The organism is Thioclava nitratireducens, from assembly GCF_001940525.2.
GTDB classification, from domain to species: Bacteria; Pseudomonadota; Alphaproteobacteria; order Rhodobacterales; family Rhodobacteraceae; genus Thioclava; species Thioclava nitratireducens.
Map to the genome: position 1 here is coordinate 1570309 of NZ_CP019437.1, position 22543 is coordinate 1592851.

At 63.8% G+C, this 22543-nt stretch carries 22 protein-coding genes; 13 read left to right on the forward strand and 9 right to left on the reverse strand.

Going from position 1 to position 22543, the window contains the following annotated elements:
• Nucleotides 1–4 precede the first annotated feature (4 nt).
• Together BMG03_RS07530 and BMG03_RS07535 are read left to right on the forward strand one after the other, a co-directional pair.
• Nucleotides 5–1327, forward strand: a complete 1323-nt coding sequence (locus tag BMG03_RS07530; protein ID WP_075776032.1) for an aspartate aminotransferase family protein — start codon at nucleotides 5–7, stop codon at nucleotides 1325–1327.
• Nucleotides 1324–2076 carry a beta-keto acid cleavage family enzyme gene (locus tag BMG03_RS07535; protein WP_077701168.1) on the forward strand — a complete coding sequence of 251 codons (753 nt, stop codon included), beginning with the start codon at nucleotides 1324–1326 and terminating at the stop codon, nucleotides 2074–2076. Before BMG03_RS07530 ends, BMG03_RS07535 begins: the two co-directional genes overlap by 4 nt.
• Here the strand turns inward: BMG03_RS07535 and BMG03_RS07540 are convergent.
• From BMG03_RS07540 to BMG03_RS07560, 5 genes are read right to left on the reverse strand one after another with little or no spacing between them, the layout of a single operon-like run.
• Nucleotides 2073–3497 (reverse strand): dihydrolipoyl dehydrogenase, encoded by a 1425-nt coding sequence (locus BMG03_RS07540; RefSeq protein ID WP_075776031.1) that lies wholly within the window; start codon nucleotides 3495–3497, stop codon nucleotides 2073–2075. The two genes, BMG03_RS07535 and BMG03_RS07540, sit on opposite strands and share 4 nt — an antisense overlap.
• A gap of 34 nt (nucleotides 3498–3531) precedes the next feature.
• On the reverse strand, nucleotides 3532–4275 hold the full coding sequence (locus BMG03_RS07545) for a glycosyltransferase family 2 protein (protein WP_075776030.1): 744 nt from the start codon (nucleotides 4273–4275) through the stop codon (nucleotides 3532–3534).
• On the reverse strand, nucleotides 4272–4847 hold the full coding sequence (locus tag BMG03_RS07550) for a DedA family protein (protein WP_075776029.1): 576 nt from the start codon (nucleotides 4845–4847) through the stop codon (nucleotides 4272–4274). Before BMG03_RS07550 ends, BMG03_RS07545 begins: the two co-directional genes overlap by 4 nt.
• Before the next feature lie 4 nt (nucleotides 4848–4851).
• Complete coding sequence (locus tag BMG03_RS07555; protein ID WP_075776208.1) at nucleotides 4852–5985, reverse strand: ceramide glucosyltransferase; 1134 nt, start codon at nucleotides 5983–5985, stop codon at nucleotides 4852–4854.
• A 2-nt stretch (nucleotides 5986–5987) separates the two neighbouring features.
• The gene (locus BMG03_RS07560) at nucleotides 5988–6791 is read right to left on the reverse strand and encodes a UDP-2,3-diacylglucosamine diphosphatase (protein WP_077701170.1); all 804 of its coding nucleotides are present in this window, start codon (nucleotides 6789–6791) and stop codon (nucleotides 5988–5990) included.
• A gap of 326 nt (nucleotides 6792–7117) precedes the next feature.
• On the opposite strand from BMG03_RS07560, the gene uraH reads away from it, so the two are divergent.
• Nucleotides 7118–7474: a hydroxyisourate hydrolase gene (gene uraH / locus BMG03_RS07565; RefSeq protein WP_075774354.1), complete on the forward strand. Its 357-nt coding sequence runs from the start codon at nucleotides 7118–7120 to the stop codon at nucleotides 7472–7474.
• 122 nt (nucleotides 7475–7596) lie between these two features.
• Nucleotides 7597–8895 carry a urate hydroxylase PuuD gene (locus BMG03_RS07570; RefSeq protein WP_075774355.1) on the forward strand — a complete coding sequence of 433 codons (1299 nt, stop codon included), beginning with the start codon at nucleotides 7597–7599 and terminating at the stop codon, nucleotides 8893–8895.
• Between the two features lie 42 nt (nucleotides 8896–8937).
• On the opposite strand, the gene BMG03_RS07575 is transcribed toward BMG03_RS07570, so the two are convergent.
• Nucleotides 8938–11544 (reverse strand): methyl-accepting chemotaxis protein, encoded by a 2607-nt coding sequence (locus BMG03_RS07575; RefSeq protein WP_075774356.1) that lies wholly within the window; start codon nucleotides 11542–11544, stop codon nucleotides 8938–8940.
• A 221-nt stretch (nucleotides 11545–11765) separates the two neighbouring features.
• Here BMG03_RS07575 and BMG03_RS07580 point away from each other — a divergent pair, with 221 nt between their 5' ends.
• The 6 genes from BMG03_RS07580 to BMG03_RS07605 all read left to right on the forward strand — a co-directional run bounded on the left by BMG03_RS07580 (nucleotide 11766) and on the right by BMG03_RS07605 (nucleotide 16313).
• Nucleotides 11766–12395, forward strand: coding sequence for an ATP-dependent Clp protease proteolytic subunit (locus tag BMG03_RS07580; protein ID WP_075774357.1), 630 nt, complete (start codon nucleotides 11766–11768; stop codon nucleotides 12393–12395).
• Between the two features lie 117 nt (nucleotides 12396–12512).
• The gene (gene clpX / locus BMG03_RS07585) at nucleotides 12513–13778 is read left to right on the forward strand and encodes an ATP-dependent Clp protease ATP-binding subunit ClpX (protein WP_075774358.1); all 1266 of its coding nucleotides are present in this window, start codon (nucleotides 12513–12515) and stop codon (nucleotides 13776–13778) included.
• 129 nt (nucleotides 13779–13907) lie between these two features.
• The gene (locus tag BMG03_RS07590) at nucleotides 13908–14978 is read left to right on the forward strand and encodes an acyltransferase family protein (RefSeq protein ID WP_075774359.1); all 1071 of its coding nucleotides are present in this window, start codon (nucleotides 13908–13910) and stop codon (nucleotides 14976–14978) included.
• Nucleotides 14979–15048: 70 nt separating this feature from the next.
• Complete coding sequence (locus BMG03_RS07595; RefSeq protein WP_075774360.1) at nucleotides 15049–15423, forward strand: NADH:ubiquinone oxidoreductase subunit NDUFA12; 375 nt, start codon at nucleotides 15049–15051, stop codon at nucleotides 15421–15423.
• A gap of 12 nt (nucleotides 15424–15435) precedes the next feature.
• The gene (gene mlaD / locus BMG03_RS07600; protein WP_075774361.1) at nucleotides 15436–15906 is read left to right on the forward strand and encodes an outer membrane lipid asymmetry maintenance protein MlaD; all 471 of its coding nucleotides are present in this window, start codon (nucleotides 15436–15438) and stop codon (nucleotides 15904–15906) included.
• Entirely contained in the window at nucleotides 15903–16313 is a 411-nt protein-coding gene (locus BMG03_RS07605; RefSeq protein WP_075774362.1) for a DUF2155 domain-containing protein, read from the forward strand. Before mlaD ends, BMG03_RS07605 begins: the two co-directional genes overlap by 4 nt.
• Here the strand turns inward: BMG03_RS07605 and aat are convergent.
• Nucleotides 16277–16915, reverse strand: coding sequence for a leucyl/phenylalanyl-tRNA--protein transferase (aat, locus tag BMG03_RS07610; protein WP_075774363.1), 639 nt, complete (start codon nucleotides 16913–16915; stop codon nucleotides 16277–16279). The genes BMG03_RS07605 and aat overlap by 37 nt on opposite strands.
• A 71-nt stretch (nucleotides 16916–16986) precedes the next feature.
• Between aat and BMG03_RS07615 the strand changes: the two genes are divergently transcribed.
• On the forward strand, nucleotides 16987–17697 hold the full coding sequence (locus BMG03_RS07615) for a class I SAM-dependent methyltransferase (protein WP_075774364.1): 711 nt from the start codon (nucleotides 16987–16989) through the stop codon (nucleotides 17695–17697).
• Between the two features lie 45 nt (nucleotides 17698–17742).
• Here the strand turns inward: BMG03_RS07615 and accC are convergent, their stop codons facing one another.
• On the reverse strand, nucleotides 17743–19086 hold the full coding sequence (accC, locus tag BMG03_RS07620) for an acetyl-CoA carboxylase biotin carboxylase subunit (protein ID WP_075774365.1): 1344 nt from the start codon (nucleotides 19084–19086) through the stop codon (nucleotides 17743–17745).
• A gap of 10 nt (nucleotides 19087–19096) precedes the next feature.
• On the reverse strand, nucleotides 19097–19597 hold the full coding sequence (gene accB, locus BMG03_RS07625; RefSeq protein WP_075774721.1) for an acetyl-CoA carboxylase biotin carboxyl carrier protein: 501 nt from the start codon (nucleotides 19595–19597) through the stop codon (nucleotides 19097–19099).
• Nucleotides 19598–19892: 295 nt separating this feature from the next.
• On the opposite strand from accB, the gene BMG03_RS07630 reads away from it, so the two are divergent.
• Both BMG03_RS07630 and preA read left to right on the forward strand, forming a co-directional pair.
• Complete coding sequence (locus BMG03_RS07630; RefSeq protein WP_075774366.1) at nucleotides 19893–21236, forward strand: NAD(P)-dependent oxidoreductase; 1344 nt, start codon at nucleotides 19893–19895, stop codon at nucleotides 21234–21236.
• Between the two features lie 3 nt (nucleotides 21237–21239).
• Nucleotides 21240–22541 (forward strand): NAD-dependent dihydropyrimidine dehydrogenase subunit PreA, encoded by a 1302-nt coding sequence (gene preA, locus BMG03_RS07635; protein WP_075774367.1) that lies wholly within the window; start codon nucleotides 21240–21242, stop codon nucleotides 22539–22541.
• Nucleotides 22542–22543: the final 2 nt, after the last annotated feature.

A 22543-nucleotide genomic window follows, 5' to 3' on the forward strand; every position in this document is an offset into this window, starting at 1 on the left:
CGATATGAGCCATGTATTCCCGCGCCACACGAAGTCCACTGCGCCCTTGGCAGTAAAGGGCGACGGTATCTACATCCTCGACTCCGAGGGCAAGCGGTATCTCGATGGCTCGGGCGGTGCGGCCGTGTCCTGTCTCGGTCACTCTGACGCGGACGTGATTGCCGCGATCAAGGATCAGATTGACAATATCGCCTTCGCGCATACCGGTTTCTTCTCCTCCGAACCCGCCGAGCGGCTTGCCGATCGCCTCATCGCTCACGCGCCGGGGAGCTTGGATCGCGTCTACTTCACATCCGGGGGATCGGAGGCGGTGGAAAGCGCGCTGAAAATGGCACGACAGTATTTCGTCGAGAAAGGCGAGCCGAGCCGGTCGCATTTCATCGCGCGCCGCCAGTCCTATCACGGCAACACGCTGGGCGCGCTGGCCGCTGGCGGCAATGCGTGGCGCCGCGAGAAGTTCAACCCGCTGCTGATCGATGTGAGCCACATCGCGCCCGTGCATGAATACCGCTGGCGCGAGGACGGCGAGACCGCCGAGGAATACGGTCTGCGCGTCGCCAACGAGCTGGAGGCCGAAATTCAGCGTCTCGGTGCGGAGAACGTGATCGGCTTCATCGCCGAGCCGGTCGTGGGCGCCACGATGGGCGCGGTGCCGCCGGTAAAGGGCTATTTCAAGCGTATCCGCGAAATCTGCGATCAATACGGCATCCTGCTGATCCTCGACGAGGTGATGTGCGGGATGGGCCGGACCGGAACGTTGTTCGCCTGCGAGCAGGACGGGATCGCGCCCGATATCGTCACCATCGCGAAGGGGCTCGGCGCGGGCTATCAGCCCATCGGGGCGGCGATCTGCACGTCCGAGATTTATGACGCCTTCGTCAACGGCTCGGGCTTCTTCCAGCACGGACATACCTATATCGGCCACCCGACCGCGACCGCCGCGGGCGATGCCGTGGTCAAGAAGCTGACCGAGGGTGGCATGGTCGCGCGGGCGGCGCAGCAGGGCGAAGTGCTCGACGCGGCTTTGCGCGAGGCGTTCGGCCAGCATCCCCATATTGGCGACATCCGTGGGCGCGGCATGTTCCGCGGGCTGGAAATCGTGGCCGACCGCGCCACGAAAGAGCCGATGGATCCGGCGAAGGCCGTCAACAAGAAGCTCAAGGCTGCGGCTTTCGAGGCGGGGCTCGTCTGCTACCCGATGGGCGGCACGATCGATGGCCAGCGCGGCGACCACATCCTGCTCGCGCCGCCCTTCATCATCTCCGACGACCAGATCGGCGAATTGGTGGACAAGCTCGGCACCGCGATCCGCGAGGTTCTCGGGTGAGCCTGCCGCGTATCATGGTCGCGCCGAACGGGGCGACCAAGACCAAGACCGACCATCCGGCGCTGCCGGTCTCGCTCGACGAAATCACGCAGACTGCGCTCGCCTGCCGCGACGCCGGGGCAGGGGCGCTGCATCTGCACCTGCGCGACGATGCAGGCGGGCACCTGCTCGATAGTGGCGCCTATGCCGAGGCGTTGGCCCATCTGCGTCCGCGCTTGGGCGACATGGCGATCCAGATCACCACCGAGGCTGCGGGGCGCTACGCGCCGGGCCACCAGCGCTACGTCGCTCTGAACTCGGGCGCTCATATGGTCTCTGTCTCGGCGCGCGAGATGCTGCGCGATCATGAATTGCTGGCGATGAAGTTCTACGAGGAGGCGGCAGAGCGCGGGATCGCGATCCAACATATCCTCTATTCCCGCGAGGATGCCGAGGCGCTGGCGCGCGTTCTGCCCGACCGTTTGCTGCGCGATCCGGCACTGCAACTGATCTTCGTGATGGGCCGTTATGTCGCGGGGCAAGTCTCGACGCCTGAGATGCTCGACCCGTTCCTCGACTGGATGCAAGCCGAGGCGATCACCCCCGACTGGGCGATTTGCGCCTTCGGCCGGGGCGAGACCGCCTGCCTGAGAAACGCGTTCGCCAAGGGGGGCAAGGCGCGGGTCGGGTTCGAGAATTCGCTGGTGATGGAAGACGGGACGACCGCGCCCGACAACGCCGCGCGTGTGGCCGAGATCGCAGCTCTTTAGTCGAGCGTCGAGTGCCCTTTCTCGGGGCAGTCGGCGAGGTCGGAGCGCTCCTCGTCGGGCAATTGCCGGGCGATCTCACGCAAGGCGCTGCGCAGCCCTTCCTCCATCACCGGATGATAGAAGGGCATCGCCAGCATGTCGTAGGTGCTCATCTCCGACTGGATCGCGAGGCCGAAGAGATGCGCGAAATGCTCGCCCTCGGGCAGCGCCATCTCGCAGCCCAGGAGCTTGCCGCTTCCCGGCTCGGCATAGATGCGGATCAGGCCATGCGCCTCTTCGGCCAGCCGGGCGCGCGATTGCGTCGCGAAATTGGCGTGTCCGATCAAGATGTCCTTCCCCTCCAGATCGGCGAAGCTCTGCCCGACACGCACCGCGTTGGGCGCGCAGAAGGCGATGGCCATCGAGGCCCGGCGGCGATAGCGGCGTGGACTTTCGGCCAAGGCGTTGCGCCCCGCGATATGCCCTTCGTCCGCAGCTTCGTGCAGGATCGGGTGGATCGCGTTTGCGTCGCCCGCCATGAAGACCGGCAGATCGCCGATCTGCGTGGAAGAGGCGTCGACCTCGGGCATCCCATGATCGTCGAGCGGCACGCCGAGCGTCTCTAGCCCGAGCCCCGCGATATTGGGGCGGCGTCCCATCGCGGCAAGCACGGCGTCGGCCTCGAATTCTGCGCCGCCTGCGCCTTTCACGATCAAACTGCCCGCATTGCCCTCGGAAATCTCAGCCGGGGCACCCAGATGCAGCGGCAGTTCCGCCGCGATGGCGTCGCGCAGGAGTGCAGCGACTTCCGGGTCGGTCATGCCAGCCACGCTTTCCAACGCATCGAAGCCCGCGACCTCGATACCCATCCGCGCCATCGCCTGTGCGAGTTCCACGCCGATCGCGCCCATGCCGATCACCGCGATCCGCTTTGGCAGGTCGTCGCGGTCGAACAGCGTGTCGGTGGTAAAGATACGATCGCCGAAGGTTTTCCACGGCCCCGGCAGCACTGGCGACGAACCGGTCGCGAGGATGATCGCGTCGGCGGTCACTTCCCCGTGCCCCTCGATCTCGATCCGGTTCGGCCCGAGGAGCCTCGCGCGGCCCGAGATCGCCTTTTCGCCGAGTTTCTCGGGCACCGCGCGCGGCGATTTGGTGAAGTCGTCGCGCATCCGTTTCATTCGCGCCATCACGTCGGGCACGCGGATGCGCAGCGTCTCGGCGGCGGAAATCCCGAAGGCCTCGAAATCGTGGCGACGGTGGAAGGCGTTGGCGGCTTCGATCAGCGCCTTGGAAGGCATGCAGCCGCTTTCGGCGCAGGTCGTGCCCCAATGGCCGTCATTTATGATGAGGAAGTCATCTGTCGCATGGCGCACCTCGCGCAAGGCGGACAACCCGGCCGAGCCGGAGCCGATTATGACGACGCGCGCATGTTGTGACATGAAACCTCCGCTGAACTGTCGCGAACCGAACCGCCTAGCGAGCTATACGTTCCAAGCCTTTGCGCGGTAAAGTCTGCGCCTGAGCTGGCACCCGCAGGCGGCGCATCGCCACGATCTGCCCCAACGCGCGATGCGGTGCGATGGTGCGGAAGATGTCGCGGATCATCCGCGCGTCGGCGGCGACACCGGCGCGCCAGTTGCCAAGCTTTGCGGACTTCATCGGGCTGTCGACGCCGGGCCACGCGACGACGGCGATCCGGGCGCGCGCGCCGATCCAGAGGCGGTTCATGAACACCTCCAGCCCGAAGCGGGGAAGGGCGTTGAGAGCCTCCAGTCGCGTGCCCAGCATCTCGCGCGGGATCACACGCTCGCCCGAGATGTAATCGAGCCCGATCACCCGCCAGATGCGCGGCGCGTTGCGGCGCAGGCTGATCGTGACATCGGCCTCCCCATTCGCCACCGGCGCGATCAGCGCGCCCAGATCGGAATGGGTCAGCCCCAGCAGATCGCTGTCGAGCAGCATCAGGTGAGTGCCCGCGGCTTCTGCGATCCCCGCGGCCACGGCCGCCGTCTTGCCTCCGTTCTGTGTCTGGCGCAGCACCCGCAGATGCGGATGGGCGGCGCGATACCCCTCGGCGATTTCGGCGGTGCCGTCGCTCGAGCCGTCGTCGATCACGATCACCTCGGCGATCTGCGGATGGCCCAGCACGCGCTCCAGCACCGCGCCGATCCGCGGGGCCTCGTTATAGGCGGGCAGAATGCAGCTGATCTTCGTCATGAGTGCGACCTCTTGCGGCGATAGAACCAGATCGTGGCGCCGAGCGCGATCACGACGAGCAGGATCAGCGAGCCCGTCGACAGCCAGCTGTCGATCTTGCCGATATGCGAGCCGAGCCAATAGCCGAGTGCCACGAAAGCCAGCGATTTCGGGATCGTGGCGATCAGATTGGTCAGCATGAACACCCAGAAATTCATCCGCGCGACCCCGGCTGCGACCAGCACCGGCGCGCCAGCCGAATGGGTCAGCTTGCCGAAGACCAGCGTCTTGATCCCCTTGCTCTGGAAGTGCCGCGCCGCGCTCACGAGCCGCGCGCGGCTCAGGCCCAGCCTGTCGCGCCATTTCTTGGGCATCCGGTTCAGCCCCCATCGGCCAAGCGAATAGAGCCCCAGATCGCCGACGAGATCGGCAAGGATCACGATGATCGCAACCGACCAGACGGAGAACAGGTTCTGGCTGGCAAGCCACGCCGCGATCACGGTCACGATCGGCCCTTCGAGTACCGCAATCGGCGCGATTACGGCCAAGCCGTGTTTCGCCATCAATGCGGAGATCGTCTCCAAGCCGAACATAAGGTTACTCCGTGACGGGGGTGTCGCGGCGCGCCACGTCCCGATGGGTCATGTCATTGCCGCGCCACGTGAAATCGCGCCCGAACCATGTCATCAGCCAAAGCGCGGGCAGCATCGCGTCGCGGATCGCGAACCCTGCGATGTCGCGTGCGGAGGCGGGCCAGCCCGCGATCCGCGCCAGCAGCACCTCGGCACCGTACCACAGTGCAACCAGAAGCGGCAGCGCGATCCAAGGCATCGCGCCCAAAGCGGCGAGGGCAAGCGCGGCGAGGAAGGGCAGGAAAGGGCCCTGCGCGATCTCTGCGGCGAAGATCATCACGAAGCCGTCGCGACGCACCTTGGACCAGCGCAGCTGGCGGTCCCAGACCGTGCGAGCCGCGCGCCTCCCGATCGGTTGCGCGAAGAGGTGCCGCGTCAGCCGCACCTTCAGCCCCTGCCGGCGCACGAGTTTCGTAGAGGCCACGTCCTCGGCCATGTTGCGCCCGAGCGCCGCAAATCCGCCGCCTGCCATCAGGATGTCGCGCCGCCAGAACAGCGATTTGCCCTGTGCGAAGCCCAGCCCGATCATGTCGGCCGCCACCTGCCAGCGCGCCTGATTGGTGTTGAGGAACGCTGCCTCGACGGCGCCCCAGAGATTGCCTGGACGCTCGGCCACCGGCGGAGCGGAGACCAGCCCCGTGCCGGGCCGCCATTCCGCCACCAACCGTTTCAGATAATCGCGCGGCAAAAGCAGATTGCTATCGGCCATCGCGAGCCACTCAGCGTCGGTCGCGGACAGACCCTTGTGCAGGTTGTTCAGCTTCGGATTGCCCGACACCGCGTCGAGCCCGGTCAGAAGCCGCGCGCGCACATGCGGGTTCTCTTCGATCAGGCGACGGACCAGCGCGCAGGCCGGGTCGTGCTCGGACGGCGCGCAGAATATTACCTCGTAATCCGGATAGTCGAGTTCGAAGGACGAGCCCAGCGTCTCCGCGTCGAACGGGTCGACCCCGCAGACCGGGCGCATCAGCGCGATGAAAGGCAGGTCGTCGGGCACCGGCTTCGGTGGTCGGGATTCGCGCCACGCGGTCATCGCGGCGCTGAGAAGATGCGCCGTTAGAGTGATGCCCAGAAGGGCTGCAAGGAAGAGCAGAACCATCGTCATGCACGAACCTTTGCGACGGCGGGGCGGGTGCCGGTCTCGGTGACCGCGGCGGGCTCCGCGCCCCATTGAAGAAGTTGCAATGCGCCTGAACTATCCTCGGCCAAGGCGGTCAGGCTGTCCACCCAGTCGCCGCAATTCGCGTAGGTCATTCCGCCGACCTCGCGCAGCGCGGGCTTGTGCGAGTGGCCGCAGATGATCCCGTCGACCCCGGCCTCGGAGGCCAGCGCGATCAGCCGATGCTCGTAACCCGAGCCACGTGCGATCAGGTGGTTAATCCCCTCGATCGCGAGCTGGATCAACGTGCGCTCTGTCTCGGAAACGTCACGGCGGCGGCGCAACCAGGCATCGATGCCGCGGAACAGCGCGTCCATCCGGCTTCCGAAACGGGTCATCGCGTGCCAGCGCAGAATGCGCGCATCGCATTGATCGCCATGCACGATAAGGTAGCGCTGCCCGTCCGCGCCGACATGGAGTGCCGTCTCGGCCAGCTCAAAGCTGAGGAAGTTCATACCCGGCGAGCGTAGTGCCGCATCGTGATTGCCGGGCAGGTAGACGATACGCGTTCCGGCCTCGGCATGGGCCTCGAGGGTCTCGATGATCTCGGCATGGATATCCCCCCACTGCACGGGGCCACCATGCCAGAGGTCGAGGATATCGCCGACGAGGTAGATCGCGTCGGCCCGGACGCTTTGCAGAAAGTCGAGTATCGGGCCGGGGCTGCACCCGCGCGAGCCAAGGTGAAAATCCGAGAGGAAGAGGCTGCGGTAGTGGTGCTTGTTGTGATGGCGCGATCGGCTCATGTCACATCTCCGGTGGATCGGCGGGGAGAGGCAGGCACCCGGCGCCTGCGCAGAGAAGCGATGCGGAGACAGTCCGGAAAATGGCAGACTGCAATTTATGGGCCATAGGATCCTTCCGCTCTTTGCTGCGCTGCCCATCGCCTTCCGACGTGACATCGATGTGACGGCTACGTGAACCTGTTATGTCACCTAGAGGCAGCTGTGCGGTGATCAACCATAAGGGTGTGAAATACCAAGCAACTTCCGGTGAGCGCACGATATCTTGCGGTTTGTTTCACCCGAAAGCATAGTGGTCGCGGTGACGACGATTGGCGAAGGAGAACGCGATGGCAGGATATCTGACCACCCATGTGCTCGACACGGCGCGGGGATGCCCGGCGGACGGGCTCAAGATCACGCTCTTCGCTCTCAACGGAGACGATCGTGAGGTGCTGGCCGAGATGGTGACGAATGCCGACGGGCGCACCGACTCGCCGATCCTGCCGGCGGAGCGGTTTCGCACCGGGCAGTTCGAACTGGTCTTCGCTGCGGGGGATTATCTGCGGGCGAGCGGGCAGGGAGCGGAAGAGCCGCTGTTTCTCGACGATATCCCGATCCGCTTCGGGATGAATGATGCCGGGGCGCATTACCACGTGCCGCTGCTGCTCTCGCCCTACGGCTACTCAACCTATCGCGGCAGCTGAGCCCGGGGCGTCCATCTGCTCGTGATTTGAGCATCCGGACAAAAATCCGGCGGTTCCGCCGCGCCATCGCTTGCGCTCGGCCGTGGCTTCGGAAACTCTGGGCGCAAAACGAGGGACGACGGATGGATTACACTTTTTTTCTGGAATGGGTGCAGTTCGCGGTGCGCTGGCTGCACGTGATCACCGCGATTGCGTGGATCGGGTCGTCCTTCTATTTCATCGCGCTCGATCTGGGGCTGGTGCCCGAACCCGGCGCGCCTGAAGGGGTGCATGGGGCGGCGTGGCAGGTCCATGGCGGCGGCTTCTACCACATCCAGAAATATCTCGTGGCCCCGGCGCAGATGCCCGACCGGCTGACCTGGTTCAAATGGGAAAGCTACATGACGTGGCTTTCGGGCTTCGCGATGCTGGTGGTGCTCTACTGGACGCAGGCGCAGTTCTATCTGATTGATCCGCGGGTGATGGAGCTGCCGGTCTGGGGGGCAATTCTGATCTCGATCGGCTCGCTCGCGCTCGGCTGGCTCCTTTACGACCTGATCTGCAAATCGCGTTTCGGCGAAAACAATACCCGGCTCATGCTCGGCCTCTACGTCATTCTCGTCGCGATGGCCTGGGGCTATACGCAGGTCTTCTCGGGCCGCGCGGCGCTGCTGCATCTGGGGGCCTTCACCGCGACGATCATGACCGCAAACGTGTTCCTGATCATCATTCCGAACCAGAAGATCGTAGTGGCCGACCTAATGGCGGGGCGCACGCCCGATCCGAAATACGGCAAGATCGCCAAGCAGCGTTCGACCCATAACAATTACCTGACGCTGCCGGTCATCTTCCTGATGTTGTCGAACCACTATCCGCTGGCTTTCGCGAGCGCCTATAACTGGCTTATCGCCTCCCTGGTGTTCCTGATGGGGGTGACGATCCGGCACTTCTTCAACACGCACCACGCCCATAAGGGTAAGCCGTGGTGGACCTGGGGCGCCACCGCGGCGTTGTTTATTGCGATCGTATGGCTGTCCTCGATCCCGAAGGCGGATGCCGGGGCGGACACCGAGGACAGCGCCATGTTGACGCCTTTCGAGCAGCGCTTCGCGGCGGCGCCCGGCTTCGACGAAGTGAGCGGTATCGTAATGGGGCGCTGTTCGATGTGTCATGCGAGCGAGCCCGGCTATGAGGGGATTGGCCATGCGCCCAAGAATATCAAGCTCGAGACGCCCCGCGAAATCGCCGCCGCCGCGCGGCAAATCTACGTGCAAGCCGGGCTGACCGACGCGATGCCGCCTGCGAATTTGAGCTACATGGAGCCGCAGGAGCGCGCTGCCATCCGGGCTTGGTTCCGAGCGGGCGAGGCCGGGACGCAAGCGGCAGGTCCAACGGATCGGGCCGAGGCCGAGATCTCGGTTCCCCATCCCGACGCGTCGTGATCGCTGCCGCATATCGGCGGGTTCAGGGATCATAGTGATGAGTTAGAAATCCTCCCAATCGTCATCCGTGGGCGGCGGCGGCAAAGCCAAGGCAGTATTGCCTGACACGCTGATAGGCGAAGCAGCATCGCGCGGGGCCGATTTCGGCGGCGCGGAGGCAATGCGCTCCGATTTCTCGGGCGCACGTCGCGGCGCCACAGCAGGTTTGTCCGCAGAGTCGACACGACTGGGGCTGGCACCCGATGCCTCGCCAAGTTTGAATTGTCCCATCGCCTCGCCGAGTTCCACGGCCTCGCGTTCGAGGACCTGGCTAGCGGCGAGGGCCTCTTCGAACATGGCGGCGTTGTGCTGGGTAACCTGATCGAGCTGCGTGACGGCGGAATTGATTTCCGTCAGGCCCGCGCTTTGCTCCTGCGTAGCATTCGCGCTGTCCGCGACATAGGCGAGAAGATCGGAAACGGAGGACTGGATGCCCCCGAGCGCATCGCCCGCTTGGCCCACCAAGCCGACGCCGCGTTTTACCTGTGCTGAGGAGTTCGCGATCAACTCGGCGATCTCGCGTGCAGCGTCAGAGGAGCGCTGCGCGAGCGCACGCACTTCCGACGCGACGACCGCGAAGCCTCGTCCGGCTTCGCCAGCGCGCGCGGCCTCCACCCCGGCGTTCAGAGCGAGCAGGTTGGTCTGAAAGGCGATCTCGTCGATGACGCTGGTGATCCGGCTGATCTGCTCCGAGCTTTGTTCGATTTCCGACATCGCCTGCACGGCTTCGGAAACGACTTGGCCGCTTTCTTCCGCGCTGCGCCGGGCGGTCTCGACAAGGTCATTCGCGCGGCCGGCGGCCTGGGCGGCCGCCTCGACCGAGGCGGTGATCTCGTTGAGCGCGGCGGCGGTCTCCTCGAGCGTGGCGGCCTGCCGTTCGGTGCGCCGCGCCATGTCATCGGAGTTTGACGAAATTTGCCGCGCCTCAGTGCGGATCGATCCGGCGTTGTCGAGCACCTTTCGCATCGCGTCGCGCAAATCGCCGATTGCGCTGTTGAAGTCGTCACGCAATGTCTTGGAATCGCCTTCGAATTCAGCGGTGATCTCGGCCATGAGATCCCCGGCGGATAGCCCGGCCAAGGCCGATTTCAGGGTCTCGACAATGTGTTGTTGGGCGGCTTGCATCGCGTCGCGTTCTGTCCGGCGGGCTTCGGCCTCCATATGCTGCTGGGTGCGGTCGCTCGCGAGCACGGTGAACATGACCATCGTGCCGTCCGAATCGAGGATCGGGTTGACCGAGCCTTCGAGCCAGGTCTGGCGGCCGTCTGCACAGCGCAGCATCAGCATACCCGCGAATGGCTGCGGATCGCGCCGGAGAATTTCGCAGACCGGCGTGCCCTCGAAGGTAATCTGGCCGGCTAGGGACATCCCGGCCATTTCTTCGCGGGGCGCGCCGTAGACTTCGGCAAACGCGTGATTGAGCGTGTCGATCGTTACATCGGGACGTAGGTCCACGCGCAGCAGGTTGGCGTCGATCGCAGAGATCAGCGAGGCATTGCGCCGTTCTTCCGTGGTGTTGCGCCATTGCGAGACATGGCCGATCTTTTCGCCCGCCTCGTCGGTCACGGGGCTGACGAGGCAGAGAAGCGATCCGGCGCGCATTCGGCCTTCGAGGGTGAGGGTGTCGCGTGCTCCCCCGTTGAGCGCTGCGGCCGCGGTCGTCCCCGCTGGCAAAATCTGGTCCGCGCGGGTTCCGACAAGCTTATCGGGGTCGAAACTCGGGTTGTAGGATCGGATTTCTGGCGCGAAGGGGCGCAGCAGATCCGAAGCGGCCTCGTTGGCGAAGGTGATGACGTGATCGTTGCCGGTGAGAATGATCGCGACCGAGGCGCTTTCGAGTGCGGCGCTGTGGACCCGCGCTGCGCGGTTGCGCGATTCGGCGATCGCAAGCTCGGACGCGAAGGTTTGCAGCGCGCGGGCGATCGCGCCGATTTCGTCGTGGCGCTTGGTGGCGGGGATTTCGGCATCGAACTGCCCCGCGACTACGGAGCGCATCGCCTGCGTCACGCGGGTGAGCGGTCGCGCGATAAGCCAGCGTACGCCGAGCATCGCGCCGCCGAGAATGCCCACAAAAATCAAGGCCGTGAAAGCGAGGTTGCGTATCATGTCCTCGGCAGCGCGCGCGATGGCGGGTGCCGGGCTCCATCGCAGTGCGAGCACGGCGAGCGGGTCGTCTTGCGGGGAAATGTGCAGGGGAATTGCTTCGCTCAGCCCGTCTGCCGATTTCTTCAGGCCCTGCGCCTCAATCGCGTTTTGCGCAAGCGTGACCAAGGCTGGGTCGGCCTCGCCCGCCTTAGCCAGAACGTCGCCGCGCAAGTTGAGCACCAGCGCGGACTGACCGGCGCCGTCGGAGCCCGCGAGCACCGCTTTGACCTCATGAGACGCGTCTGCGATCCGTCCCGTGATCAGCGCATCCGTTACCGAATCACCGAGCATAGGCAGGATCTGGTCGAGCTGCGTCCTCGCGGCCTCGTTGGCGCGGCGATGGTTCGAATTGATCGTGAGCAACGTCATCAGCGCCGCGAACATGATGCCGACGATCGCGATCAGGGCCAGCAATTTGACCATCACGGTGTGCCAGGCGCTTGCACCAGCCTCGGATTTGGACATCTCCGCCTCTTTTTCCACACGGGGGCATTCCCGCAAAATCGCGGACACGCTACGTCCATCCCCTTTCGATGCCCTTAACGCGGACCTGCTGCAGGTCAGCATTTGCGCCGCAAGCGCATTTTCCCCGCAGTCAGTGCCCTTGAAGGTCCCCGATGCGGTCACTAAGACTTCTGTAAAGATCACACGCTATGAAGAGCGTCGAACGACCAGGAAGGGCCGAGATGAAAGATCCCCACGAGTTTTACATGAACACGCTGGTGCCGATGGTGGTCGAGCAGACCTCGCGCGGCGAGCGTGCCTACGACATCTACTCGCGCCTGCTGAAGGAGCGCATCATCTTCCTGTCGGGCCCGGTCCATGACGGCATGTCGACGCTGATCTGCGCGCAGCTTCTGTTCCTCGAGGCCGAGAACCCGAAGAAAGAGATCGCGATGTACATCAACTCGCCGGGCGGCGTGGTGACGAGCGGTCTGTCGATCTACGACACGATGCAATACATCAAACCCAAGGTCTCGACGCTGGTGATCGGGCAGGCGGCCTCGATGGGCTCGCTGCTGCTGACCGCGGGCGAAAAGGGGATGCGCTTCTCGCTGCCCAACAGCCGCGTCATGGTCCACCAGCCCTCGGGCGGCTACCAGGGGCAGGCGACCGACATCATGATCCACGCCCGCGAGACCGAGAAGCTCAAGCGTCGCCTGAACGAAATCTACGTCAAGCATACCGGCAACGACTACGAGACCGTCGAAGCCGCGCTCGAGCGCGACAACTTCATGTCCGCCGAGGCCGCGAAGGAGTGGGGCCTGATCGACGAGATCCTTGAAAGCCGGGTCAGCGACGACGGAGAAAAGTGATCCTCCCGCTTAACTTCGGGACGATTTTGACATTGAGGTGACGGTTGGCCTGTCCTAGTCTTGAAGGGACAGGCCAATTCACGAAGCCCGGGGCGGCCCGGGCAGCAGAGGTAAGAGATGGCGAACTCGAACGGCTCCGACAGCAAGAACACGCTTTATTGCTCGTTCTGCGGCAAAAGCCAGCATGAGGTCCGCAAGCTGATCGCGGGTCCGACCGTGTTCATTTGCGACGAATGCGTCGAGCTGTGCATGGACATCATCCGCGAGGAGACGAAATCGGCCGGGCTGAAGTCCACCGAAGGCGTGCCGACCCCGCGCGATATCTGCCAGGTGCTCGACGATTACGTGATCGGCCAGGAACATGCCAAGCGCGTGCTCTCGGTCGCGGTGCACAACCACTACAAGCGTCTCAACCACGGCACGAAGACCGACATCGAACTGGCGAAGTCGAACATCCTGCTGATCGGCCCGACGGGCTGCGGCAAGACACTTCTCGCCCAGACGCTGGCGCGCATCCTTGATGTGCCCTTCACGATGGCCGACGCGACGACCCTGACCGAAGCCGGTTATGTGGGCGAGGATGTCGAGAATATCATCCTCAAGCTGCTGCAGGCGTCGGAATACAACGTCGAGCGGGCGCAGCGCGGCATCGTCTATATCGACGAGGTCGACAAGATCACCCGCAAGTCGGACAACCCGTCGATAACGCGCGACGTGTCGGGCGAGGGTGTGCAGCAAGCGTTGCTGAAGATCATGGAGGGCACCGTGGCCTCCGTGCCGCCGCAGGGCGGGCGCAAGCATCCGCAGCAGGAATTCCTGCAGGTCGACACGACAAACATCCTGTTCATCTGCGGCGGCGCCTTCGCGGGTCTCGACCGGATCATCGCGCAGCGGGGCAAGGGCTCGGCGATGGGCTTCGGCGCGGACGTAAAGGATAGCGAAGACCGCAATATCGGTGAACTGTTCAAGGAACTCGAGCCCGAGGATCTGCTGAAATTCGGCCTGATCCCGGAATTCGTCGGTCGTCTGCCGGTCATCGCGACGCTGACCGATCTCGACGCCGAGGCGCTGGTGACCATCCTGACCGAGCCGAAAAACGCGCTGGTGAAGCAGTATCAGCGTCTCTTCGAGATCGAGGGTGTGTCGCTGACCTTTACCGACGATGCGCTGACCGCCATCGCCAAGAAGGCAATCGAGCGGAAGACAGGTGCACGCGGTCTGCGGTCGATCATGGAAGACATCCTGCTCGACACGATGTTCGAACTGCCGGGCATGGAAGAGGTCGAAGAGGTCGTGGTCAACGAAGAGGCCGTGACCCAGAGCGACGCAAAACCGCTGCTGATCTATGCCGAAGCCAAGAAGGAAGGCAAATCGGCGAGCTGATCGCGACGTAAGCAACGATTCAGCAAGGGGCGAGCTTCGGTTCGCCCCTTTGTTTTGCGACATGTTTCTTCTCGTGCGGAAGGGTTTGCGCTAGTTCTTGGCGCATTCCCCTCGCAGAAGGGCAAGGACATGAGGCAGAGCTTTGCACCGCTCGCAGCGGGGCAGAACAACAATCTCAACCTGATCCGCCTGATCGCAGCGTCCTGCGTGCTCGTGTCGCATGCTTGGCCGATCAGCCTCGGACCGGGAGCGCTGGAACCGCTCGAGGCCGCGACCGGCTTCAGCCTCGGTGCGCTTGCGGTATTCGTGTTCTTCGCGATTTCGGGCTTCCTGATCTCGGCGAGCTTCGAGCGTTCCAGCAGCCCATGGCGCTATGTCCGCGCCCGCGTGGCGCGGATTTACCCCGGGTTGATCGTCTCGATCTCGCTGGTCACCTTCGTCATCGGGCCGATTTTCAGCCGACTGTCCCCGGCCGACTACCTCGCCTCGGTCGAGACATGGCTGGCATGGCTCGGCAATGTGAGTCTCGTCCGGCTCGATTACCATCTGCCTGGTGTTTTCGAGGGCAATCCCTATCCGACGGTTCAGGGCTCGCTGTGGACGCTGCCGGTCGAGATACGGCTTTACGTGGTCGTCGCGCTGCTCGGCGTGCTTGGCTTGATGCGCAGGCCGCTCCTGCTGATGACCGCGGTTCTAGTAGGTCTAGCGGGCCTCAGCCAAGCCCCCGCATTCGATTTTCCCGGAGCCTATGCGCTTCGCTCGCTCTGGTATCCAGGGTTGCCCTTTTTCCTCGGCATGGGGGCCTACCTGATGCGTGCGCGCATTCCGGCCTCGCCGGTGGTCGCCCTTCCCCTCGCGGTTCTGGCGGCTATCAGTATGCACGGCCCTCTGGCGTATCCGTCGATGGCACTCGCTGTCTCCTACGCAACGCTCTGGCTGGCGGGGCTGCCTTCGGGAAGGTTGCGCGAGTTCAATCGGGTGGGCGACTACTCCTACGGTATCTATATCTATGCTTTCCCTGTGCAGGGGATGGTCGTGGCGCTCCTGGGCGAGATGGGCCCGCTTTCCAATATCGCCCTCGCAACGCCGATCACCGTCGCGCTCGCGATGCTGTCGTGGCACTGGGTCGAGCGTCCGGCGATGAAAATCCTTCGCCGCGGGCAGATTCCGCAGGCAAATTCCGCTTCGCAGGCGCCTTGAGCCCGCACGGGTACTGGACCTCGACGCCCCAGCGGATATAACAGGCGGGACGCATTGCGGAGGTTGCCCCATGAAGTTTCTGCTTCGAATTCTCACCTGGTGGAACGGCTCGACCGTCGGCACGCAGCTTTTCACCGCGCGCAAGGGCGTGAAAGTTGGCGAGGACGAGCAAGGCAACATCTATTACCGCACCAAGGACGCCAAGCGCCGCTGGGTGATCTATAACGGCGAGAGCGAAGCGAGCCGTATTCCTCCGGACTGGCATGGCTGGATCCACTTCACCTATGACGAGCCGCCGACCGACAAACCGCTGGCCCATAAGCCATGGGAAAAGCCGCATGAGCAGAACCACACCGGCACCGAAGCGGCCTATGTGCCGCCGGGGTCGATTCGCCTCGCGCACCCGGTCGAGCGCCGCGATTACGAGGCTTGGCAGCCCGAGTAAGGCCACCGCGCTATGAGCGAAAACCGCACCGAGATCATTACCGGCGCGATCGTGCTGGTCGTGGCACTGGGCTTTTTGCTCTGGGCGGGGCGTGGCATGGGAATCGGGGCCGATGGTGGTTCCTATCCGCTGCATGCCTCCTTCCGGTCGATCGGGGGCGTCGTGCCCGGCACCGATGTGCGACTTGCGGGCGTGAAGGTTGGGACGGTGACGGATGTCGCGCTGAACCCCAAGACGTTCTTCGCCGACACCACGATCTCGGTGAAGAAGGGCGTTGCGCTGCCCGAGGATACGGTGATCGCGGTGACGCAAGACGGGCTCTTGGGCGCGAACTATATCGAACTGATCCCCGGCGGAGCGATCGACGATCTCAAGCCGGGTGATGAAATTCTCGACACGCAGAGCGCGGTCTCGATGCTGAACCTGATGCTGAAATTCGCAGGTGGCGGCAGTGGCGACGGCGCAGGGGAGGGGGCGCAATGATCCGCGCTTTGGTTTTGATCGCAGCACTCGTTCCAGGGCTCGCTGTCGCACAGGACTTCACGCAAACGACGCCGGACGACCAGATCCCGCAGGATGAGCCCGCGAAGGGGCTGGCTGACGGTACGGGCGCGATGCTGCGCGGGCTCGACAAGGTGTCGGGCATCGCCTCGGACATCAATCTGAATGTCGGGCAGAGCGTGAAATACGGGTTCATCACGGTAACGCTACGCGAATGCCGCTACCCGGCCGACGATCCGTCCTCCGATGCCTATGCCTATGTGACGGTAACCGAAGAGGACAAGCCGCAGCCCGATTTCGCAGGCTGGATGATTGCTTCGAGCCCGGCGCTCTCGGCACTCGATCACCCGCGTTACGACGTCTGGGTCATCCGATGCAAAAGTGACTGAGGCGCGGGGATCGCGCCTGAGGTGAAGTCGCACTCTCGGGGCAGCGCCTGCGCGAGCCGCGCGCGATATTCGTTTCGGGTCACCTCGACCGCGCCCATCGAAGCCAGATGCGGCGTGATGTATTGCGTATCGAGCAAGCTGAACCCCGTCTGACGCAGCCGGTCCACCAGGTAGGTGAGCGCCACTTTCGAGGCATTGGGGCGGCGCGAGAACATGCTCTCTCCGAAGAACGCTCCGCCAAGGGTAATCCCGAAGATGCCGCCCGCGAGTCTCCCATCCTGCCAGACCTCCAGGCTATGCGCGAAGCCTGCGGCGTGGAGCTGATCGTAGAGCGCGAAGAGCGGTCCGTTGATCCATGTCTCGTCGCGGTCGGCACAGCCTTCGACCACGCCGCGAAACGCGGCATTTGTCGAAATACTGTAATCCCCGCGCCGGATGACTTTCGCGAGAGAGCGCGAAATGTGGAATTTGTCCAAGGGGACGATCCCGCGCAAGGCTGGGTCGAACCAGTGAAGCTGCGGATTGTCGCGGCTTTCAGCCATCGGGAAGATGCCCTGCGCATATCCGGCGAGAAGTAGTTCCGCGCTCAGTCTGTCCGTCATTGTCTTGCCCGGTTTTCCCGTTACGCCTAGGCTCGCCAACAAGATGAACCAGAGCGGGGCCGAGCGCAAATATGGGTTTCTACGATTTCCTCCCCGAGATCGATCGATATGCCGAGGATCCCGGTACGGTGGAGCGGATGAACCTGCGCCACAAGATGATCATCAAGCCGCTCGAGCAGGAGATCGCGGGCAAGCGTGTGCTCGATCTGGCGGCGCATGATGGTCGCTGGGCCTATGCCTTCGCCGCTGCGGGAGCCTCGGAAGTGGTGGGAATCGAAGGGCGGCAGGAGCTGATCGACCGCTTCGAGCAGTTCCCCCGCGCGCATCTGCGCGAGAAGGTGAAGCTGATCTGCGACGACATCTTCGACGGAATGCAGAAGCTGATCGACGCGGGCGAGCGCTTCGACGTGGTCGGTGTTCTCGGCATTCTCTACCACGTCATGGACCATTTCCGGTTGTTCCAGCTGGTGCGCCAGCTGGGGCCCGAACTGGTGATCGTGGACAGCGAATTCGCACAGCGCCCGGGGCCGATCATTCTGCTGATGCGCGAGCGCACCGATAACGAGCTGAACTCGATCCCGCAGATCGACGGGCAGGAGAAAGCGTTGATCGGAATTCCATCCTTCCCGGCGATGACCGCAATGGCAGATGTGCTCGATTACGACTGCCATTGGCTCGACTGGGAGCAGATCGGACAAGGCCAACGCAGCCATATCGGCGATTACTATCGCCCCAAGGATAAAGAGAAAAAGCGCGGCACCTGCCTGCTGACCCCGAAATGAAAAACGCCCCCGAAACCGGGGGCGTTTTCGTCAATGTCGACCCGCTCAGAGGTTTTTCTCGAGCCATTTCTCGAGCCAGTGGATCGAGTAGTTGCCGCTCTGGATGTCGGGCTCTTGCAGGAGCGCGTTGAACAACGGAACGGTCGTATCCACCCCGTCCACGATCAGCTCGCCAAGCGCGCGATGCAGGCGCTGCAGCGCCTCGTGGCGGTCGCGGCCATGCACGATCAGCTTCGCGATGAGGCTGTCGTAATAGGGCGGGATCGAATAGCCGTCATAAAGCGCGCTATCCATCCGCACGCCAAGGCCGCCCGGCGCGTGGTAATGGGTGATCTTGCCGGGGCAGGGAGCGAAGTTCGGCAGCTTCTCGGCGTTGATCCGTACTTCGATCGCGTGACCGCGGATCGACAGCTTGTCCTGATCGAACTCCATCGGCTCGCCGGCGGCAACCTTGATCTGCTGACGCACGAGATCGACGCCGAAGATCGCCTCGGTCACCGGGTGTTCGACTTGAAGGCGGGTGTTCATCTCGATGAAGTAGAACTCGCCATCCTCGTAGAGGAACTCGATCGTGCCGGCGCCGGAATAGCCCATTTCGCCGATTGCGTTGGCGCAGATGCTGCCGATGCGGGCACGCTCTTCTGGCGTGATCGACGGGCCGGGGGCCTCTTCGAGCACCTTCTGGTGGCGGCGCTGGAGAGAGCAGTCGCGCTCGCCCAGATGGACGCCGCGGCCCTTGCCGTCGCCGAAGACCTGCACTTCGATATGGCGCGGCTTCTGAAGGTATTTCTCGATATAGACTTCGTCATTGCCGAAGGCGGCTTTCGCCTCGGAACGCGCGGTGCGGAACGCGACCTCAAGTTCTTCTTCGGACCTCGCGACCTTCATCCCGCGACCGCCGCCGCCGGCGGTGGCCTTGATGATGACCGGATAACCCATATCGGCCGCGATCTGCTTCGCGGATTCGGTATCGGGAACACCGCCCGCCGAGCCCGGTACGACCGGAATGCCAAGATTTTTCGCGGTTTCCTTCGCGGTGATCTTGTCGCCCATGATGCGAATATGGGCGGCGGACGGGCCGATGAAGGTAATGCCGTGATCCTCGAGCACCTGCACGAAGGCGGCATTCTCGGACAGGAACCCGTAGCCCGGGTGGATCGCCTGAGCGCCGGTGATTTCGCAGGCCGCGACGATGGCGGGCACCGAAAGGTAGGATTGGCTCGAGGAGTTCGGGCCGATGCAGACCGATTCATCGGCCATGCGCACATGCATCGCGTCCGAATCCGCCGTCGAATGGACCGCGACCGAGGCGATCCCCATCTCGCGGCAGGCACGGATCACGCGCAGCGCGATCTCGCCCCGGTTGGCGATCAGGATCTTGTCGAACATACCGGCCCCCTTATTCGACGATCATCAGGGTCGAGCCGTATTCGACCGGCTGACCGTCATCGACGAGGATGCGCTTCACGGTGCCCGACTTCGGGGCGGGGATATGGTTCATGGTTTTCATCGCCTCGACGATCATCAGCGTCTGGCCTTCCTTGACCTGGTCGCCGACCTTCACGAAGGCCGATGCGCCCGGCTCGGGCGAGAGATAGGCGGTGCCCACCATGGGCGAGGCCACGGCGCCGGGGTGATCGGCGGGGTCTTCGACGGGCGCGGATTGCTCTGCGGCCGCGGGGTGGGCAGCCGGGGCAGCAACGGGTGCCGGAGCGGGGGCTGCTGCGGGGGCAGGGGCGGCAGCGTGCACGATATTGGTCTGTTTCGACACCCGCACTTTCAGGCTGTCATCTTGCGCGTAATCGCGGGTCACGGCGATTTCGGTCAGCTCGTTCGCATTGAGCAGTTCGGCAAGGGCCTGAATGAAGGCCACGTCGTTGTCACGGGTATTTTTGGTCATGCGGTCCTCGAAGGGTGCTTTGAAATGGAGCCCATTCTGCGGGGCTCTTTGATGCTGAGGGCGGTTATACGCGAGGTAACGCGCGGTGAAAAGGCGCATCGGCCGTCCGGTTGTCAGGGGGTCGCGATCTCGTGATTGCCCGGTATTTGAGCATGCGTGGGGTAGAAACTGCTCAACAACCGGGCAATCGGGCGGGAAATTGGCGGCCCGCCGCGCTGCGGCATATTTTACCACTTGATAAAATTCAATCCTGTGCGAGCGTAGGGAACAAGAAAAACTGACAGGGAGCCCGCAAGTGTCCAATAGCCAGCTCACCGAAGGGATCGCGCCAGCACGGCTCGACCCGGAAAGCTACTGCACCAATTTCGCCGATCACGCGCCGCCACTTGGGGCGCAAGAGGCCCGCATCGCGGCCGATCGCTGCTATTTCTGCTATGATGCGCCATGCATGGAGGCGTGCCCGACCGCGATCGACATCCCTCTGTTCATCCGGCAGATCTCGACCGGAACACCGGAAGCCGCAGCGAAGACGATCTTCGACCAGAACATCATGGGCGGTATGTGCGCCCGCGTCTGCCCGACGGAAAATCTCTGCGAAGGGTCCTGCGTTCGCATGGAGTCGGAGGGCGAGCCGGTCGAGATCGGCGCGCTGCAGCGCTACGCGACCGATACGCTGATGGCCAAGCAAAGCCACCCCTACACTCGCGCCGCGAGCACGGGCAAATCGGTCGCCGTCGTGGGCGCCGGGCCCGCAGGTCTCGCCTGTGCGCACCGTCTCGCGATGAAGGGCCACGAGGTCACCGTCTATGACGCGCGCTCGAAGCCAGGCGGCCTCAATGAATACGGTATCGCAAGCTACAAGGCGCCGGGCGGGTTCGCGCAGGCGGAAGTTGACTGGCTGCTGCAGATCGGCGGCATCACCGTGGTCGAAAACTGGCAATTGGGCCGCGCCGGTGACGGCGATCTGGCCGAGCTGCTGGGCGATTTCGACGCCGTTTTCCTCGGGATGGGCCTGTCGGGCGTGAACGCGCTGCGCCTCGATGGCGAAGACAAGGACGGTATCCGCCCCGCGACCGAGTTCATCGCGGAGTTGCGTCAGGCCTCCGATTTGGCCGAACTGCCGATCGGGCGCGATGTGGTCGTGATCGGCGGCGGCATGACGGCGGTCGACGCCGCAGTGCAGTCGAAGCTGCTAGGTGCGCTCAACGTGACCCTCGTCTACCGTCGTTCGCGCGCCGAGATGCCCGCCAGCACGGTCGAGCAGGAGCACGCGCTGACCCATGGCGTGAACATCATCGAGAACGCCGCCCCCATCGCCATCCACGGCAATGGCGCGGTGCGTCAGGTCGAGTTCGCCTATACTAAGAAGGGTCCCGACGGCCTCGAGATGACCGACGCGATCTTCAAACTGCCCGCCGATCAGGTCTTCAAGGCGATCGGTCAGACGCTGGGCGACATGCCTCCGAAAGTCGAGGTCGCGGGCGGCAAGATCAAGGTGGACGGCGCGGGCCGCACCTCGGTCGAACGGGTCTGGGCGGGGGGCGATTGCACCCATGCCGGCGAAGACCTGACCGTGACGGCGGTCGCGCAGGGGCGCGATGCAGCTGAAGAAATCCACCAATTCCTGATGGAGGGCTAAGAGATGGCCGATCTGACTTCTGAATTCATCGGTATCAAATCCCCCAATCCGTTCTGGCTCGCTTCCGCGCCGCCGACGGACAAGGAATACAATGTCCGCCGTGCCTTCGAAGCCGGTTGGGGCGGGGTCGTCTGGAAGACGCTGGGCTCGGAAGGGCCTCCCGTGGTCAACGTGAACGGCCCGCGCTACGGCGCGATCTATGGCGCGGATCGTCGTCTGCTCGGTCTCAACAATATCGAGCTGATCACCGACCGTCCGCTGCAGACAAACCTGCGCGAAATCAAGGCGGTGAAGCAGGACTACCCGGACCGCGCGATCATCGTCTCGCTGATGGTGCCCTGCGACGAGGAAAGCTGGAAGGCGATCCTGCCGCTGGTCGAGGAAACCGGCGCCGACGGGATCGAGCTGAACTTCGGTTGCCCGCATGGCATGGCCGAGCGCGGCATGGGGTCGGCTGTCGGTCAGGTCCCCGAATATATCGAGATGGTCACCCGCTGGTGTAAGCAATATTGCAGCCTGCCAGTGATCGTGAAGCTCACGCCGAACATCACCGATATCCGGCGCCCGGCGGAAGCCGCGAAGCGCGGTGGGGCCGATGCGGTCTCGCTGATCAACACGATCAATTCGATCACCTCGGTCGATCTGGACGACTTCGCGCCGGAGCCCACCATTGACGGCAAAGGCACCCATGGCGGCTATTGCGGTCCGGCGGTGAAGCCGATCGCGCTGAACATGGTGGCCGAGATCGCACGCAATCCCGATACGGCCGGTCTGCCGATCTCGGGCATCGGTGGCGTGACCACCTGGCGCGATGCGGCAGAGTTCATGGCGCTCGGGGCTGGCAACGTGCAGGTCTGCACGGCGGCGATGACCTACGGCTTCAAAGTCGTGCAGGAGATGATCTCCGGCCTGTCGGAATACATGGATCGCAAGGGCTTTACCTCGACCTCCGAATTGGTGGGCCGCGCGGTGCCGAATGTGACCGATTGGCAGTATCTCAATCTCAACTACGTCACCAAGGCAGAGATCAATCAGGAAGATTGCATCAAATGCGGTCGCTGCTATGCCGCTTGCGAGGACACCTCGCACCAGGCGATCGCGGTGTCCGACGACCGTGTCTATTCGGTCAAGGACGAGGAATGCGTGGCCTGCAACCTCTGCGTCGAGGTCTGCCCGGTTGAGTGCATCACGATGCGCAAGATGGACAAGGGTGAGGTGGATCCACGCACTGGCGAGACGGTCGGCGATTATGCCAACTGGACGAGCCATCCCAACAACCCCTCCGCTGCGACCGCAGCCGAATAAGG

What these genes read in the sequence shown, in the direction of transcription:
- BMG03_RS07530 (WP_075776032.1), top strand. Translation starts at nt 5, where the DNA reads ATGAGCCATGTATTCCCGCGCCACACGAAGTCCACTGCGCCCTTGGCA.
- BMG03_RS07540 (WP_075776031.1), bottom strand. Translation starts at nt 3,497, where the DNA reads ATGTCACAACATGCGCGCGTCGTCATAATCGGCTCCGGCTCGGCCGGG.
- BMG03_RS07545 (WP_075776030.1), bottom strand. Translation starts at nt 4,275, where the DNA reads ATGACGAAGATCAGCTGCATTCTGCCCGCCTATAACGAGGCCCCGCGG.
- BMG03_RS07550 (WP_075776029.1), bottom strand. Translation starts at nt 4,847, where the DNA reads ATGTTCGGCTTGGAGACGATCTCCGCATTGATGGCGAAACACGGCTTG.
- BMG03_RS07555 (WP_075776208.1), bottom strand. Translation starts at nt 5,985, where the DNA reads ATGGTTCTGCTCTTCCTTGCAGCCCTTCTGGGCATCACTCTAACGGCG.
- BMG03_RS07560 (WP_077701170.1), bottom strand. Translation starts at nt 6,791, where the DNA reads ATGAGCCGATCGCGCCATCACAACAAGCACCACTACCGCAGCCTCTTC.
- uraH (WP_075774354.1), top strand. Translation starts at nt 7,118, where the DNA reads ATGGCAGGATATCTGACCACCCATGTGCTCGACACGGCGCGGGGATGC.
- BMG03_RS07570 (WP_075774355.1), top strand. Translation starts at nt 7,597, where the DNA reads ATGGATTACACTTTTTTTCTGGAATGGGTGCAGTTCGCGGTGCGCTGG.
- BMG03_RS07575 (WP_075774356.1), bottom strand. Translation starts at nt 11,544, where the DNA reads ATGTCCAAATCCGAGGCTGGTGCAAGCGCCTGGCACACCGTGATGGTC.
- BMG03_RS07580 (WP_075774357.1), top strand. Translation starts at nt 11,766, where the DNA reads ATGAAAGATCCCCACGAGTTTTACATGAACACGCTGGTGCCGATGGTG.
- clpX (WP_075774358.1), top strand. Translation starts at nt 12,513, where the DNA reads ATGGCGAACTCGAACGGCTCCGACAGCAAGAACACGCTTTATTGCTCG.
- BMG03_RS07590 (WP_075774359.1), top strand. Translation starts at nt 13,908, where the DNA reads ATGAGGCAGAGCTTTGCACCGCTCGCAGCGGGGCAGAACAACAATCTC.
- BMG03_RS07595 (WP_075774360.1), top strand. Translation starts at nt 15,049, where the DNA reads ATGAAGTTTCTGCTTCGAATTCTCACCTGGTGGAACGGCTCGACCGTC.
- mlaD (WP_075774361.1), top strand. Translation starts at nt 15,436, where the DNA reads ATGAGCGAAAACCGCACCGAGATCATTACCGGCGCGATCGTGCTGGTC.
- BMG03_RS07605 (WP_075774362.1), top strand. Translation starts at nt 15,903, where the DNA reads ATGATCCGCGCTTTGGTTTTGATCGCAGCACTCGTTCCAGGGCTCGCT.
- aat (WP_075774363.1), bottom strand. Translation starts at nt 16,915, where the DNA reads ATGACGGACAGACTGAGCGCGGAACTACTTCTCGCCGGATATGCGCAG.
- BMG03_RS07615 (WP_075774364.1), top strand. Translation starts at nt 16,987, where the DNA reads ATGGGTTTCTACGATTTCCTCCCCGAGATCGATCGATATGCCGAGGAT.
- accC (WP_075774365.1), bottom strand. Translation starts at nt 19,086, where the DNA reads ATGTTCGACAAGATCCTGATCGCCAACCGGGGCGAGATCGCGCTGCGC.
- accB (WP_075774721.1), bottom strand. Translation starts at nt 19,597, where the DNA reads ATGACCAAAAATACCCGTGACAACGACGTGGCCTTCATTCAGGCCCTT.
- preA (WP_075774367.1), top strand. Translation starts at nt 21,240, where the DNA reads ATGGCCGATCTGACTTCTGAATTCATCGGTATCAAATCCCCCAATCCG.